We start from the raw sequence: 17,431 nt of genomic DNA, 5'->3' as shown, positions 1-17,431 counted from the left end.
CGATCCGGTTCCACCCTGCCACCCGACCTGCGGGATCGCACCGCGGGACCGGGTCCGTGAACGCCGCCGTCGCCGTCGGCATACAAGATCGACCGGGCCGCGCGGGCTGCCGATATCACAACCTGTTGTTGCCATAGAGGTATTTCATGGCGGCACTACGTGTTCTTGTCGGTCTCGCCGTTCTCGGCAATACTGCGTGCGCGTCCGTGTCTGGGGACATGCGAGATGCGTTACCGGGGGATCTGAGATGCGCTCATGTAGGCGGTCTCTTCCATGTGCGCTGTGCAAAGAGGACGTGGCATGAGAGCAGTCGAGAACCTGGCCGCCTTGTTGCGTCCGGGCGGGGAGGTGTAACCATGGCCACTGACAAGAAGATCGATCAGAAGGACGTCATCGGCGCGCTCCGGAGGTCGGTCAAGGAGACCGAACGCCTGCGGAGGCAGAACCAGGAGTTGCTCGACCAGGCGAGTGAGCCGCTGGCCATCGTCGGTATGAGCTGCCGGTTCCCCGGTGGGGTCAACTCGCCGGAAGAGCTGTGGGACCTCGTGGCGTCCGGTCGGGACGCCGTGACGGAGTTCCCCGGCGACCGCGGCTGGGAGCTGGACCGGCTCTACCACCCGGACCCCGACAACCACGGTACGGCGTACACCCGCGAGGGCGGGTTCGTGGACGGGGTCGGTGACTTCGACGCCGAGTTCTTCGGCATCACCCCGCGCGAGGCGCTGGCCATGGACCCGCAGCAGCGGATGCTGCTCCAGGAGACCTGGCGGGCCATGGAGGACTCGGGCATCGACCCGACGTCGTTGCGGGGCAGCGACACCGGTGTCTTCCTCGGCACGATGTACTCGGACTACCAGTACGTCGCCGGGACGAGCGACCGGCACGAGGAGATCGAGGGCTACCTCATGATCGCCTCGGCCGCCAGCGTCGCGTCCGGGCGCATCAGCTACACCTTCGGCTTCGAGGGCCCCGCGATCACCGTGGACACCGCGTGCTCCGCGTCGCTCGTCGCGATCGCCCTGGCCTGCAAGTCCCTGCGCTCGCGCGAGTGCTCGCTGGCGATCGCCGGCGGTGTCACGGTGTTGACCCGGCCGAACATCTTCACCGAGTTCAGCCGCCAGCGGGCGCTGTCGGCCGACGGCCGCTGCAAGGCGTACGGGTCCGCCGCGGACGGTGTCGGCTGGGGCGAGGGCTCCGGCCTGCTCATGCTGGAGCGCCTGTCGGACGCGCGCCGCAACGGCCACCGCATCCTCGGCCTGGTGCGCGGCACCGCGGTCAACCAGGACGGCGCGAGCAACGGCCTGACCGCGCCGAACGGCCCGTCGCAGGAGCGGGTGATCCGCGCGGCCCTGGCGAACGCGGGCCTGCGTCCGTCCGATGTGGACGCCGTGGAGGGCCACGGCACCGGCACGCCGCTCGGCGACCCGATCGAGGCCGAGGCGCTGCTGGCCACCTACGGCCGTGAGCGCGAGAACGGCCCGCTCTGGCTCGGGTCGGTGAAGTCCAACATCGGGCACACCCAGGCCGCCGCCGGTGTGGCCGGTGTGATCAAGATGGTGATGGCCATGCGGCACGGGACGATGGCGCCCACGCTGCACGCGGACGAGCCGTCGCCGCACGTGAACTGGGCCTCCGGTGACATCCGGCTGGTGACCGAGAAGCGCGAGTGGACCGCGGACGGCCGGCCGCGCCGCGCGGGTGTGTCGTCGTTCGGGATCAGCGGCACCAACGCGCACGTGATCCTGGAAGAGGCTCCCGCGCAGGAGCCCGCCGAGGTCGAGACCGAGCCCGCCCCGCCGGCCGTGGTGCCGGTGCTGGTGTCGGCGCGCAGCGTCGAGTCGCTGCGCGAGCAGGCCGACCGGTTGCGCGCGTTGCTGATCGCGCGCCCGGAGCTGTCCGTGCTGGACATGGCGTTCTCGTCGGCGACGGCGCGGGCGCAGCTGGAGCACCGCGCGGCCGTGGTGGCGACCGATCGCGGTGCGCTGCTGACCGGGCTGGGCGCGCTGTCCGTCGGTGATCCGGCGGACGGCGTAGTCGAGGGCCGTCCGGTCGGCGGTAAGGCCGTGTTCGTGTTCCCCGGTCAGGGTGCGCAGTGGGTGGGCATGGCGGTGGAGCTGATGGACTCCGCGCCGGTGTTCGCGGCCCGCATGGCCGAGTGCGGCGCGGCGCTGTCGTCCTTTGTGGACTGGAGCCTGGAGGACGTGCTCCGGGGTGTCGACGGTGCGCCGTCGTTCGAGCGCGTCGACGTCGTCCAGCCCGCTCTGTGGGCCGTGATGGTGTCGCTGGCGGCGTTGTGGCGGTCCTACGGCGTCGAGCCGTCGGCCGTGATCGGTCACTCGCAGGGTGAGATCGCCGCGGCGTGCGTCGCGGGCGGTCTGTCCCTTGAGGACGGTGCCAGGGTCGCCGCGCTGCGCAGTGGCCTGGTGCGGGACCGACTCGCCGGTCACGGCGGCATGATGTCGGTCTCGCTGCCGGTGGAACGCGTCGAAGAACTCCTCGTGTCCTACGAGGGTCGGGTGTCCGTCGCGGCGGTGAACGGTCCCGCCACGGTGGTGGTCGCCGGTGAGCCGGGCGCGCTGGACGAGCTGCTCGCGGCCTGCGAGCGGGACGGTGTCCGGGCGCGCAAGGTGGCCGTGGACTACGCGTCGCACTCCGCGCAGGTCGAGGCGATCGAGGCCGAGCTGCTGGACGTGCTGGCCCCGCTCGCGCCGAAGACCGGTGACGTGCCGTTCTACTCGACCGTCACGGGCGGGTTCATCGACACGAAGACCCTGGACGCCGAGTACTGGTACCGGAACCTGCGCGGCCGGGTCGGGTTCGAGCCCGCCGTCCGGGCGATGATCGCCAACGGCGCGGGCGGCTTCCTGGAGATGTCGCCGCACCCGGTGCTGACGATGGCGGTCGAGGAGACCGTCGGCAGCGGGTCCGGTCAGGTCGCGGTGGTCGGCTCGCTCCGCCGCAACGAGGGCGGTCTCGCCCGGTTCGTGACCTCGTTGTCCGAGGCGCACGTGGCCGGTGTGACCGTCGACTGGTCGGCGTTCTACGCCGACAGCGGTGCGCAGCACATCTCGCTGCCGACGTACGCGTTCCAGCGCGAGCGCTTCTGGGTGACGGCAGGCTCCGGTTCCGGTGACGTCGCGGCGGCCGGCCAGGTGCGGGTCGAGCACCCGGTGCTGGCGGCGGCCGTGCAGGTCGCGGATCGCGACGAGTGGGTCTTCACCGGCCGGATCTCGCAGGAGTCGCAGCCGTGGACGCGCGACCACGTCGTGTTCGGCAGCGTCCTCGTGCCGGGGGTGTCGCTGGTCGAGATGGCGTTGACCGCCGGAACCCACCTGGGCTGCCCGGTGCTCGACGACCTGGTGCTGGAGTCGCCGCTCGTCCTGGACGACGACGCGGTGCGGCAGGTCCAGATCACCGTGGGCGTGGCCGGCGACGACGGCCGTCGTGAGGTGGCGATCTACAGCCGTTCCGAGAGCGGCGACGAGGAGCAGCGCGAGACCACGTGCCACGGGCGCGGGTCGCTGGCCGCCGAGGCCGAGCCGGTGCAGCAGTTCCCGCTCCAGTGGCCGCCCGCCGGCGCGCAGGCCGTGGCCGTCGGCTCGTTCTACGAGCGGCTGGGCGGTATCGGCCTCGACTACGGGCCGCTGTTCCAGGGTGTCCGGGCGGCCTGGCGCGTCGGTGACGTCGTGTACGCCGACGTCGCGCTGCCGGAGGACACCCCGGCGGGCAAGTTCGGCGTGCACCCGGCGCTGTTCGATGCCGCGCTGCACGGCATCATGCTGTCCAAGGAAGCCGGGTCGCCGGTCGACCTGCCGTTCTCCTGGTCCGGTGTGCGGCTCGGGATGAGCGGGCTCACCCGGGCGAGGGTGCGGATCACGCCCACCTCGGGTTCCGGGCAGCGCATCGACATCGCGGACGACGCCGGCGCGCTGGTCGCGACGGTGGGCGACCTCGGTCTCCGGCCGATGGAGCCCGGTCAGCTCGAACGCGCGCAGGGCTCGAAGAACTCGATGTTCCAGGTCGACTGGGCCGAGATCACCACCAAGCCGGGATCGTCGGCACGGGTGGTGCGGCTCGGCGTCGACCACGCGGACCTCGAAGCGCTGGAGCAGACGCGGTCCGACGGCGCGGGCGCGCCGGACCTGGTCGTCGTCACGGTCGAGGCGCCGTCCGGTGAACCGGCCGCGGTGGCGCGGTCGGTCGCGGCGGACACGCTGGCGCTGGTGCAGACCTGGTTGGCGAGCGAGTGGCTGGGCGAGGCCCGGCTGGTCGTGGTGACCCGCGGCGGTGTCGCGGTGGGCGACGAGTCGCCGGACCTGGCGCAGTCCCCGGTGTGGGGCTTGGTGCGCAGCGCGCAGTCGGAGCACCCGGGCCGGTTCCTGCTGGTGGACGTGGACGGCGGTGACGAGCCGGACTGGGCTTCGTTGCGGGACCTGGACGAGCCGCAGCTGGCGGTGCGTGAAGGCAGCGTGCTGGCGCCGAGGCTCGGCCGCGTCACGGCCGGTGCGGGCGACAGCGCGTGGCGGCTGGGATCGGCGCGCAAGGGCTCGCTGGAAGACCTGACGATCCTGCCGTCCGAGGGCGGCCGTCCGCTGGGCGTCGGCGAGGTCCGGGTCGGCATCCGCGCCGCCGGGCTGAACTTCCGCGACGTGCTGATCGCGCTGGGCATGTACCCGGGTGACGCGCCGCTGGGCAGCGAGGCCGCGGGTGTCGTGCTGGAAGTCGGCTCCGCGGTGACCGACCTGAAGCCGGGTGACCGGGTGTTCGGCCTGGTCACCGACGCGTTCGGCCCGGTGGCCGTGGCGGACCGCCGCACGGTCGTGCCGATGCCGTCCTCGCTCTCCTTCGTGGAGGCGGCGGCGGTGCCGGTCGTGTACCTGACCGCTTACTACGGCCTGGTGGACCTGGCTTCGCTCCGCGCCGGTGAGAAGCTGCTGGTGCACGCCGCCGCCGGTGGTGTCGGCATGGCCGCGGTGCAGCTGGCCCGCCACTTCGGCGCCGAGGTGTTCGCCACCGCGAGCGCGCCGAAGTGGGACGCGGTGCGCGCCCTTGGCGTGCCGGACGACCGGATCGCCTCGTCGCGCGACCTCGGTTTCCGCCAGGCGTTCCTGGACGCGACCGACGGCGCCGGTGTGGACGTCATCCTGGACGCGCTGGCCGGCGAGTTCGTCGACGCGTCGCTGGAGCTGCTGCCGCGCGGCGGCCGGTTCATCGAGATGGGCAAGGTCGACATCCGCGACCCGGAGGTCGTCGCCCGCGAGCACGCCGGTGTCCGGTACCGGTCCTACGACCTCCTGGAGGCCGGGCCGGAGCGCATCCAGGAGATGCTGCTGGAGATCACCGAGCTGTTCGAGCGCGGTGTGCTCACGCCCTCGCCGATCCGGGCGTGGGACGTGCGCCGGGGCCGCGAGGCGTTCCGGTTCCTGCGCGAGGGCCGCAACGTCGGCAAGGTCGTGCTGACCGTCCCGGCTCCGCTGGACCCCGAGGGCACCGTCCTGATCACCGGTGGCACCGGCGGTCTGGGCGCGCGGTTCGCCAAGCACCTCGCCGAGCGGCACGGCGTCCGGAACCTGCTGCTGGTCAGCAGGCGTGGCCGGGCCGTCGACGGCGTGGACGAGCTGGCCGCCGAGCTGGAGGCGCTGGGCGCCCGGACCAGGGTCGAGGCGTGCGACGTCTCCGACCGGGACCAGCTGGCCGGGTTGATCGGCTCCCTGGACCGGCCGCTGACCGCGGTCGTCCACGCCGCCGGTGTGCTGGACGACGGTGTGATCGAGTCCCTGACCAGGGAGCAGGTCGACCGGGTGATGAGCCCGAAGATCGACGCGGCGTGGAACCTGCACGAGCAGACCCTCGGCCAGGAGCTGTCGGCGTTCGTGCTGTTCTCCTCGGCCGCGGCCCAGCTGGGCAACCCCGGCCAGGCGAACTACGCCGCGGCCAACTCCGCCCTGGACGCGCTCGCGCACCAGCGGCGCGCGGCGGGCCTGCCGGCGAGCTCCCTCGCCTGGGGCCTGTGGGGCGACGCGACCGGCATGACGGGTGAGCTGGACGAGGCCGACCTGGCCCGGATGGAGCGCACCGGCATCGGCGCGCTGTCCACCGAACTGGGCCTGGAGCTGTTCGACCAGAGCCTCGGGTCGGACGCGGCGCTGCTCGTGCCGCTCAAGCTGGACCTGTCCGTGCTGCGCAACCAGGCCCGGGACGGCATGCTCCCGGCCCTGCTGCGCGGTCTGGTCCGCGCGCCCGCACGGCGCACCGAGCAGGTCGGCGGGTCGCTGACCCAGCGGCTCGCCGGAGTGCCCGAGGCGGACCGCGAGCAGGCGGTGCTGGAGCTGGTGCAGGCGCAGGTCGCGGCCGTCCGCGGTAACGCGTCCGGCGCGGAGGTCGACCCGGACCGCGCGTTCAAGGCGCTCGGGTTCGACTCGCTGGCCGCCGTCGAGCTGCGCAACCGGCTCGCGCGGGTGACCGGTCTGCGACTGCCGGCGACGCTCGTCTTCGAGCACCCGACGCCCGCGGAAGTGGCGCGGCTGCTCCTGAAGGAGGTCGGCGGCGCGGCGGAAGAAGAGCGTCCCGCGCCGTTCGAGGACGAACTGCAGAAGCTCGAAGAGATGCTGATCACCGTGGCGGGCGACGAGGGCGCGCTGGCGGAGATCGAGCCGCGACTGCGCTACCTGAGCAACAGGCTCCGGGCGGTGCTCAGCGGGGCGGGCGGTGAACCGTCCGATGTGGACGCGGTGCTGGACGACGATCTGGACGTGTCCGACGACGAGATGTTTAGTCTGATCGACGAGGAGCTCGGGTCGGCATGAGCAGCGGGAACACGGACGAGCAGAAGCTACGCACATACCTGAAGAAGGTCACCAACGAGCTCCGCACGGCGAACCGCCGGGTGCGCGAGCTGGAGCAGCGCGCCGACGAGCCGTTGGCGATCGTGGGCATGAGCTGCCGGTACCCCGGCGCCACGTCACCCGAGCAGCTGTGGGAGCTGGTGGCGTCCGGGCGGGACGCGATGACCCCGCTGCCCACCGACCGCGGCTGGGACCTGGAGCGGCTGTACGGCGCCGACCCGGACGAGCTCGGCACGGTGACCACCACGGCGGGCGGCTTCATCGAGGGTGTCGGCGACTTCGACGCGGACTTCTTCGGCATCAGCCCGCGTGAGGCGCTGGCGACCGACCCGACGCAGCGGCTCGCGCTGGAAGGCGCGTGGGAGGCGTTCGAGGACGCGGGCATCGACCCGACCTCGTTGCGCGGGAGCGACACCGGTGTGTTCTGCGGCGCGGTCACCTCGGACTACGGCGGCGACATGCCGCCCGAGCTGGAAGGTTTCCGGCTGACCGGCAACCAGCTCAGCATCGTGTCCGGCCGGATCGCGTACAGCCTGGGGCTGGAAGGCCCCGCGGTCACCATCGACACGGCCTGCTCGTCGTCGCTGGTCGCGATCCACCTGGCCGCGCAGGCGCTGCGGGCGGGGGAGTGCTCGCTGGCGCTCGTCGGCGGCGTGACCGTGCTCGCCGGTCCGTTCCTGTTCGTGGAGTTCAGCCGCCAGCGCGGTCTCGCGCCGGACGGCAAGTGCAAGGCGTACTCGGCGGCGGCGGACGGCACCGGCTTCGCCGACGGCATGGGCATGCTGGTCGTCGAGAAGCTGTCCGACGCGCGGCGCAACGGTCGCCGCATCCTGGGCCTGGTGCGCGGCATCGCGGTGAACCAGGACGGCGCCAGCAACGGCCTCACCGCGCCGAGCGGTTCGTCGCAGGAGCGGGTGATCCAGTCCGCGCTGGCGAACGCCGGGTTGAGCGCGGCCGAGGTCGACGCGGTGGAGGGCCACGGCACGGGCACCCAGCTGGGTGACCCGATCGAGGCGCGCGCGCTGCTGGCCACCTACGGCCGCAAGCGGGCGGACGGCCCGCTGTGGCTGGGTTCCATCAAGTCGAACATCGGTCACACGTCGGCCGCGGCCGGTGTCGCGGGTGTGATCAAGCTGGTGCAGGCGATGCGCCACAACCTGCTCCCCGCGACGCTGCACGTCGACGCGCCGTCACCGCACGTCGACTGGACGTCCGGACAGGTGGAGCTGCTGACCGAGGCGCGCGAGTGGTCGGCGTCGGAGCGTCCGCGCCGGGCCGGTGTGTCGGGCTTCGGGATCAGCGGCACCAACGCGCACGTGATCTTGGAAGAGGCCCCCACCGAGAAGGCCGGTACCGAGAAGGCCGGCACCGAGCCCGCCGAGCCCGTCGAGGTGACGCGGCCCGTCGGCACGGCCCCGGTGGTCCTGTCGGCTCGGAGCGAGGCCGCGCTGCGGGCGCAGGCGGACCGGCTGCGGTCGCACCTGGTCGCCCGCCCGGAACTGTCCCCTGTGGACGTCGGGTTCTCCGTGGCGACCACCCGCGCGCTGCTGGACCACCGCGCGGTGGTCGTGGCGTCGGACCGGGACGAGCTGCTGGCCGGGCTGACCGCTCTGGCCGACGGCGGCACCGCCACGCGCGCGGTGGGCGGCAAGACGGCGTTCCTGTTCACCGGTCAGGGTTCGCAGCGGACCGGGATGGGCCTGGAGCTGGCGGCGGAGTTCCCCCGGTTCGCCGAGGCCCTGGACGAGGTCTGCGCCGAGCTGGACCCGCTGCTGGGCCGGTCGCTGCGCGAGCTGCTGTCCACTGAGGACGGTTCGCTGGACCGGACCGAGTACACCCAGGCCGCGCTGTTCGCGGTCGAGGTGGCGCTGTTCCGGCTGGTCGAGTCGCTGGGCCTGCGCCCGGACTACCTGATCGGCCACTCCGTCGGAGAGATCGCCGCCGCGCACGTCTCGGGCGTGCTGTCCCTGGCGGACGCGTGCGCGCTCGTCGCCGCACGCGGCAAGCTGATGGGCGCGCTGCCCGCCGGCGGTGCGATGGTGGCGGTGCAGGCCGAAGAGGCCGAGGTCGTCGAGTCGCTGGCCGGGTACGAGGGCCGCCTGGAGATCGCGGCGGTGAACGGGCCGCGCGCGGTGGTCGTCTCCGGTGACGCGGACGCGGTGGACGAGTGGCTGCCGGGCTGGCAGGGGCGCAAGACGTCCCGGCTGCGGGTGTCGCACGCGTTCCACTCGCCGCGGATGGAGCCGATGCTGGCCGAGTTCGAGGCCGTGGCGCGCGAGCTGACGTTCTCCGCGCCGCAGATCCCGGTCGTGTCCAACGTGTCCGGCGAGCTGGTGACGGCGTTCGACGCCGGCTACTGGGTGCGGCACGTGCGGCAGGCGGTGCGGTTCAACGACGGTGTGAAGACGCTGCACGGCCTGGGTGTCCGGCGGTTCCTGGAACTCGGCCCGGACGGCGTGCTGACCGCGATGGCCAGGCAGTGCCTGGAAGACGAGAACGACACGGTGTTCCTGCCGTCCCTGCGCGCCAAGCACCCGGAGGCGCAGACCGTCGCCGGGTTCCTGGGCCGGGCGCGGGCGGCCGGGGTGGCCGTGGACTGGTCGGCCTACTACGCCGGCGCGAGCCGGGTGGAGCTGCCGACGTACGCGTTCCAGCGCGAGCGCTTCTGGTTGGCCCCGACCCGCGGTTCCGGCGACGTGGCCGCGGCCGGGCTCGGCCGGGTCGAGCACCCGGTCCTCGCCGGCGCGGTCCGGGTCGGCGACCGGGACGAGTGGATCTTCACCGGCCGCCTGTCCACCGACACGCAGCCGTGGGTCGCGGAGCACCAGCTGCTCGGCACCATCGTCGTCCCCGGCACCGGCCTGGTCGAGCTGGCGCTCGCCGCCGGCGGTCGGACCGCGTGCCCGGTGCTGGACGAGCTGGTGCTGGAATCGCCGCTGCTGCTGGAGGAGGGCGTCGCCCGGCAGGTGCAGGTCACCGTCGGCCCGGCGGGCGACGACGGCCGCCGCGACGTGGCGATCTACTCGTCGCTGGAGTCCGACGACGAGGCCGAGTCCGTCTGCCACGCCCGCGGCGTGGTCGGCGCGGAGACCGCGGCGGCGGCGCAGTGGCCCGCCGAGTGGCCGCCGGAGGGCGCGGAAACGCTGCCCGTCGACGAGCTGTACGGCCAGCTGGCCGACATCGGCTACAACTACGGCCCCGCCTTCCACGGCGTGCAGGCAGCGTGGCGTGACGGCGACCGCACGACGTACGCCGAGGTCGTGCTGCCGGATGCCGCCGGCACCGACGGCTACGGCATCCACCCGGCGCTGTTCGACGCCGCGCTGCAGAGCGGTGTCATCCTCCTGACCGGCGGCGACGGCCACCGGATGCCGTTCAGCTGGGCCGGTGTCCAGCTCGACCGCCCCGGTGTCACGCGGCTGCGCGTCCGCTCGGTCGCCACGGGTGATTCCGCGCTGCGGCTGGACGCCGTGGACGAGTCCGGCGCACCGGTCGTGTCGATCGGCTCCATCGCGGTCCGCCCGGTCGAGCAGGCGCGGCTCGAAGGCGGCCGGCGTTCGCTGTTCACCGTCGACTGGGCTCCGGTCACGGCGTCCGGCGCGTCGGTGAAGGTGGTGGACCTGGCCGACCTCGACCAGGCGTTGACCGACGGCGTGCCCGAGGTCGTCGTCGCGAAGGTCGACACCCCCGCGGACGGCTCGGCGCAGAGCGTCGCCGTGCACGCGTTGGAGCTGGTCCGGAACTGGCTCGCGGACGAGCGGGTGACCGGTTCGCGGCTGGTCCTCGTGACCCGCGGCGCGGTCGCCGTCGGCACCGAGGCGCCGGACGTCGCGCAGGCCTCGGTCTGGGGCCTGGTGCGCAGTGCGCAGTCGGAGCACCCGGGCCGGTTCGTCCTGGTCGACGCGGACACCGACGACGTCGACTGGGCCGCGGTGATCGGCTCCGAGGAGCCGCAGCTGGCGGTCCGGGACGGTCGGCTGCTCGCGCCGCGCCTCGGCCGCGCGTCGTCCGGCACGCCGCACCGGTGGAGCGCGGACGACTCCGTGCTGATCACCGGCGGCACGGGTGGCCTGGGCGCGATCTTCGCGCGGCACCTGGCCGAGCGGCACGGCGTGAAGCACCTGGTGCTGGCGAGCCGTCGTGGTGCGGCGGCCGACGGCGTGGACGAGCTGGTCGTCGAGCTGTGGGCGTTGGGCTGCGCGGTGCGGGTCGAGGCGTGCGACGTCTCCGACCGCGACCAGGTGGCGAAGCTGCTCGGCTCGTTGGACCGACCGCTGACCGCGGTGGTCCACGCGGCGGGCGTGCTGGACGACGGCGTGGTGGAGTCGCTGACCGCGGCCCGGATCGAGCGCGTGATGGGGCCGAAGGTCGACGCGGCCCTGCACCTGCACGAGCTGACCGCGGGCATGGACCTCTCCGCGTTCGTGCTGTTCTCCTCGGTCGCCGCGCTGATGGGCAGCCCGGGTCAGGCGAACTACGCGGCGGCGAACGCGGTGCTGGACGCGCTCGCGGCGAAGCGGCGGGCCGAGGGCCTGCCCGCGACGTCGCTCGCCTGGGGTCTCTGGGGCGACGCGGGCGGCATGGCGGGCGAGCTTGCCGAGGCCGATCTCGCCCGGCTGGAGCGCATGGGCGTCGGCGCGCTGTCCACCGAGATGGGGCTCGACCTGTTCGACCAGGGCGTCGGGCTGGACGACGCGCTGCTGGCACCGGTGAAGCTCGACCTGGCCGCCCTGCGGGTGCAGGCGCGCACCGGGACGCTGCCGGCGCTGCTGCGCGGGTTGGCGCCCGCGCCGCGCAAGGCCGCGTCGGGCGGGTCGCTCGCGCAGCGGCTCGCCGAGGTGCCGGAGGCCGACCGGGAACGCGTCGTGCGTGAGCTGGTGCAGGCGCAGGTCGCGGCCGTGCTCGGCCACGCCTCCGCCGGCGCCGTCGACCCGGATCGCGCGTTCAAGGACCTGGGCTTCGACTCGCTCAGCGCGGTCGAGCTGCGCAACAACCTCACCCAGAGTACCGGCGTGCGGCTGCCCGCGACGCTGATCTTCGACCACCCGAGCCCGGCGGCCGTCGCGCGGTTCGTCCTCGGCGAGGTCGGCGGGGTGGCCGAGACGCGGCGCCCGGTGGCGAAGCGGCGGCGGACGACGGACACCGAGCCGCTGGCGATCGTCGGCATGAGCTGCCGGTACCCCGGTGGCGTCGCGTCGCCGGAGGAGCTGTGGGAGCTGGTGGCGTCCGGCCGTGACGCGATCAGCGGACTGCCCACCGACCGCGGTTGGGACATCGAGAAGCTGTACGACCCGGACCCGGACCAGCTCGGCACCGTCTACACGCGCGCCGGCGGGTTCCTGGACCGGCCGGGCGACTTCGACGCCGAGTTCTTCGGCATCAGCCCGCGCGAGGCGCTGGCCATGGACCCGCAGCAGCGGTTGATCCTGGAGGCCTCCTGGGAGGCGTTCGAGAGCGCCGGGATCGACCCGACGTCGTTGCGCGGCAGCGACACCGGCGTGTTCTGCGGTGCGGTCACGACCGACTACGCCGGCATGACGTCGTCCGAGCTGGAGGGCTACCGCCTGACCGGCACCACGACGAGCGTGCTGTCGGGCCGGATCTCCTACAGCCTCGGGCTGGAAGGCCCGTCGCTCTCGGTGGACACCGCCTGCTCCTCGTCCGCCGTGGCGCTGCACCTCGCGGCGCAGGCGCTGCGGTCCGGTGAGTGCTCGATGGCGCTGGCCGGTGGCGTGACGCTGATGGCCGGCCCGTACCTGCTCACCGAGTTCAGCCGGCAGCGGGCGCTGTCCCCGGACGGGCGGTGCCGGGCCTACTCGGCGTCGGCCGACGGCACCGGCTTCGCCGAAGGTGTCGGCCTCGTGGTCCTGGAGCGGCTGTCGGACGCACGGCGCAACGGGCACACCGTGCTCGCGGTGCTGCGCGGCAGCGCGGTGAACCAGGACGGCGCGAGCAACGGCCTGACCGCGCCGAACGGCCCCTCGCAGGAGCGGGTCATCCGGCAGGCGCTGGCGAACGCCGACCTCGCGCCGGCCGACGTGGACGTGGTCGAGGGCCACGGCACGGGCACCAAGCTCGGTGACCCGATCGAGGCGCAGGCGCTGCTGGCGACGTACGGCCGCGAGCGGGCGGACGGTCCGCTGTGGCTGGGTTCGATCAAGTCGAACATCGGCCACACGTCGGCCGCGGCCGGTGTCGCCGGTGTGATCAAGATGGTGCAGGCCCTGCGCCACGGCGTGCTGCCGCGCACTTTGCACGTCGACTCGCCGTCACCGCACGTGGACTGGGAGTCGGGCGAGGTCGAGCTGCTGACCGAGGCGCGCGAGTGGCAGACCGGCGGGCGTCCCCGCCGTGCCGCTGTGTCGTCGTTCGGCGTGAGCGGCACGAACGCGCACCTCATCCTGGAAGAGGCACCGGCCGAGACGCCGGCGGAGCGGACCGGCGACGGTCCGGCCGTCGCGCCGGTGCTGGTGTCCGCCCGGACCGAGGCCGGCCTGCGGGCGCAGGCCGACCGGCTGCGCGCCTACCTGGCCACCCGGCCGGAGCTGTCCCTCGCGGACATGGCGTTCTCGTCGGCGACCGCACGGGCGCAGCTGGAGTACCGCGGCGCCGTGGTGGCGACCGACCGCCAGAGCCTGTTGGCGGGTCTGGGCGCGCTGTCCGTCGGCGAACCGCTGGACGGCGTGGTCGAAGGCCGCCCGATGAGCGGCAAGGCCGTGTTCGTGTTCCCGGGCCAAGGTGCGCAGTGGGTGGGCATGGCGGTGGAGCTGATGGACTCCTCGCCGGTGTTCGCCGCTCGTGTCGCCGAGTGCGGCGCGGCGCTGTCGTCCTTTGTGGACTGGAGCCTGGAGGACGTGCTCCGGGGTGTCGACGGTGCGCCGTCCTTGGAGCGCGTGGACGTGGTCCAGCCCGCTCTGTGGGCCGTGATGGTGTCGCTGGCGGCGTTGTGGCGGTCCTACGGTGTCGAGCCGGCGGCGGTCATCGGTCACTCGCAGGGTGAGATCGCCGCGGCGTGCGTCGCGGGTGCACTGTCCCTTGAGGACGGTGCGAGGGTCGTCGCGCTGCGCAGCGGTCTGGTGCGCGACCGGCTCGCCGGTCACGGCGGGATGATGTCGATCTCGCTCCCGGTGGAGCGGGTGGACGAGCTGGTGGCCCCGTACGACGGCCGCGTCTCGGTGGCCGCGCTGAACGGTCCCGCCTCCGTGGTGGTGGCCGGTGAGCCGGGCGCGCTGGACGAACTGCTCGCCACGTGCGAGCGGGACGGCGTCCGGGTGCGCAAGGTGGCCGTGGACTACGCGTCGCACTCGATCCAGGTCGAGGCGATCGAGGCCGAGCTGCTGGACGTGCTGGCCCCGCTCGCCCCGAAGTCCGGCGACGTGCCGTTCTACTCGACGGCGACCGGCGGGTTCATCGACACCGCGATCCTGGACGCCTCGTACTGGTACCGCAGCCTGCGCGGCCGGGTCGGGTTCGAGCCCGCGGTCCGGGCGATGATCGACAACGGTGCGGGCAACTTCCTGGAGATGTCACCGCACCCGGTGTTGACCATGGCGGTGGAGGAGACCATCGCCGCGCACGGTGCGGCGGACCGGATCGGCGTCGTCGGCTCGCTGCGCCGCAACGAAGGCGGCATGGAGCGGTTCGCCACGTCGCTGGCCGAGGCCCACGTCGCGGGTGTGGCGGTGGACTGGTCCGCCTACTACGCCGACAGCGACGTGCGGCGGATCGCGCTGCCGACCTACGCGTTCCAGCGCGACCGCTTCTGGCTCACGCCGGGCGCCGGTTCCAGTGACGTCGCGTCGGCCGGGCAGGTCGGCGTCGAGCACCCGATCCTGTCGGCGGCCGTGCAGGTCGCGGACCGCGACGAGTGGGTCTTCACGGGCCGGATGTCGCAGGAGTCGCAGCCGTGGACGCGGGACCACGTGGTGTTCGGCATCGTGCTGGTGCCGGGGACGGCGCTGGTCGAGATGGCGTTGACGGCCGGTCGCCAGGTGGGCTGCCCGGTCCTGGACGAGCTGGTGCTGGAGGCGCCGCTGCTGCTGGAGGACGACGTCACGCTCCAGGTCCAGGTCACGGTGGGTCCGGCCGTGGAAGGCGGTCGTCGCCAGGTGGCGGTCTACAGCCGGCCCGAGGGCGGTGACGAGGAGCAGCGCGAGACCACCTGCCACGGTCGTGGCTGGCTGACCGCGCACGCCGCTCCGGTCGAGCCGTTCCCGCTCCAGTGGCCGCCGGCGGGCGCCGAGCCGCTGACCGTGGAAGACCTCTACGCCAGGGTGAGCGACCACGCGAAGCTGACCGACCTGGGCTTCGACTACGGCCCGGCGTTCCGCGCCGTGCGGTCGGCCTGGCGGGTCGGCGACGACGTCTACACCGAGCTGGTGCTGCCCGACGTGGCCGGTTCCGCCGAAGGCTTCGGCGTGCACCCGGCGTTGTTCGACTCCGCCCTGCACGGCGGTCTCGGCATGCTGGGCGGCAGCGGCGAAGACTCGGGCGGGCTGCCGTTCTCCTGGTCCGGCGTGCGGCTGGACCGGACCGGGCACACCCGCCTGCGGGTGCGCATCGGGCTGGCCGGCGACGCCGCGCTGCGCCTCACCATCGTCGGCGACGACGGCGAGCCGGTCGCGAACGTCGACCGGCTGGACGTCCGTCCGGTCGAGCAGGCGCACCTCGAAGCGGCACGGCGCAACGGCCCCAAGTCGCTGTACCAGGTGGAGTGGGTGTCCGTCCCGGTCGTCGCGGCGGCTCCCTCGCAGGCCAAGATCCCGGGCGGGGTCGCGATCCTGGGCGAGGTCGGGCTGACCTCCGGCGAGCGGTTCGCGGACCTGGCCGCGCTGGAGCGGAAGCTGGCGGAGGGCGCCGCGGCGCCGGACGTCGTCATCGCCACGGTCGACGCGCCCTCGGGTGACGCGGCCGACGCCGCACGCGGCGCGGCGGTGAAGGCGTTGGAGCTGCTGCGCCAGTGGCTGGCCAGTGACCGGCTGGGTGACGCGCGACTGGTCGTGCTCACCCGGGGCGCGATCGCCGTGGGCGCCGAGACCGCGGACCTCACGCAGGCCCCGGTCTGGGGTCTCGTGCACAGCGCGCAGTCGGAGCACCCGGGCCGGTTCCTGCTCGTGGACCTCGACGGGAGCACCGAGCCCGACTGGGGCGCGCTGCTCGAAACCGGCGAGCCGCAGATCGCGGTCCGGTCGGGCCGGGCGCTGGCGCCACGGCTCGCGAAGGCCGACGAGCCCGTTCCCGGACGGCCGCTGGACGCGGGCGGCATCGTGCTGATCACCGGCGGCACCGGCGGGCTGGGCGCGTTGTTCGCCCGGCACCTGGCCGAGCGGCACGGCGTGAAGCACCTGCTGCTGGTGAGCCGTCGCGGTCCGGCCGCGACGGGCGCGGGCAAGCTGGTCACCGAGCTGGAGGCGATGGGCTGCGACGTCCGCGTCGCGGCGTGCGACGTCTCCGACCGGGGTCAGCTGGTCGACCTGCTGAACTCGCTGGACCAGCCGCTGACCGCGGTGGTCCACGCGGCGGGCGTGCTGGACGACGGTGTGCTGGAGTCGCTGACGGCCGAGCGGGTCGAGCGGGTGATGCGGCCGAAGGTCGACGCCGCGCTGCACCTGCACGAGCTGACCGCGGGGCTGGAGCTGTCCGCGTTCGTGCTGTTCTCGTCGGTCGCCGCCTTGATCGGCAGCCCCGGCCAGGCGAACTACGCGGCGGCGAACGCGGTGCTCGACGCGCTCGCGGCGAAACGGCGGGCCGAGGGCCTGCCCGCGACGTCGCTCGCGTGGGGCCTGTGGGCCGAGGCCACCGACATGACCGGTGAGCTCGACGCGACGGACCTGGCGCGGCTGGAGAAGATGGGCGTCATCGCGCTGTCCGCCGAGACCGGGCTCGACCTGTTCGACCAGAGCCGAGGGGTGGACGCGGCGCTGCTGGCGCCGGTGAAGCTCGACCCGGCCGCGTTGCGGGTGCAGGGACGTGCGGGCTTGCTGCCGCACCTCCTGCGCGGGCTGGTCCGGATGCCGGAGCAGCAGCAGCAGCGGACCGAGCCCACCGCGAGCGGGTCGCTGGAGCAGCGGCTCGCCGAGGTGCCGGAGTCGGAGCGGGAGAAGGTCGTGCTGGCCATGGTGCGGACGCACGTCGCGGCTGTGCTCGGCCACACGTCGTCCGCCGCGGTCGGACCGGACCGGCCGTTCCAGGACCTCGGGTTCGACTCGCTGGCGGCGGTCGGGCTGCGGAACCGGTTGACCCAGGCCACCGGGCTGCGGTTGCCCGCGACCCTGGTCTTCGACCACCCGACGCCGACCGCGATCACGCGGTTCCTGCTGACGAAGGTCGTCGGCGTCACCGCTGCGCCGGAACCGCCGTTCGAGGCGGAGCTGAAGCAGCTGGAGGAGATGCTCGCCGAGGCCGCGGCCGAGGAGAAGCAGCGCGTGGCCGGCCGGCTGCGCACCCTGCTGGCATCCCTCTCCGAGGGCCAGTCGACGGCCTCCGGGATCGAGTCCGCCACCACCGCGGACGAGATCCTGAAGCTGATCGACGCCCAGTTCGACTGAGGAACGACGGACCAGGCAAGACGGGCCGGGCGATGACGA

At 73.5% G+C, this 17,431-nt stretch carries 2 protein-coding genes; both read left to right on the top strand.

All coding sequences use genetic code 11. The features are described from left to right. Nucleotides 1-356: 356 nt before the first annotated feature. Nucleotides 357-6,806 (top strand): type I polyketide synthase, encoded by a 6,450-nt coding sequence (locus OQ02_RS30675; protein WP_051772990.1) that lies wholly within the window; start codon nt 357-359, stop codon nt 6,804-6,806. Beyond that, nucleotides 6,803-17,392, top strand: coding sequence for a type I polyketide synthase (locus OQ02_RS30670; protein ID WP_033442118.1), 10,590 nt, complete (start codon nt 6,803-6,805; stop codon nt 17,390-17,392). Before OQ02_RS30675 ends, OQ02_RS30670 begins: the two co-directional genes overlap by 4 nt. Nucleotides 17,393-17,431 lie beyond the last annotated feature (39 nt).

Origin of the sequence: Saccharothrix sp. NRRL B-16314, assembly GCF_000716595.1 — a bacterium.
Taxonomy (GTDB): domain Bacteria; phylum Actinomycetota; class Actinomycetes; order Mycobacteriales; family Pseudonocardiaceae; genus Actinosynnema.
The sequence above is the reverse complement of the archived record's forward strand: the minus strand, read 5'-3'. Positions and strand labels throughout refer to the sequence as shown.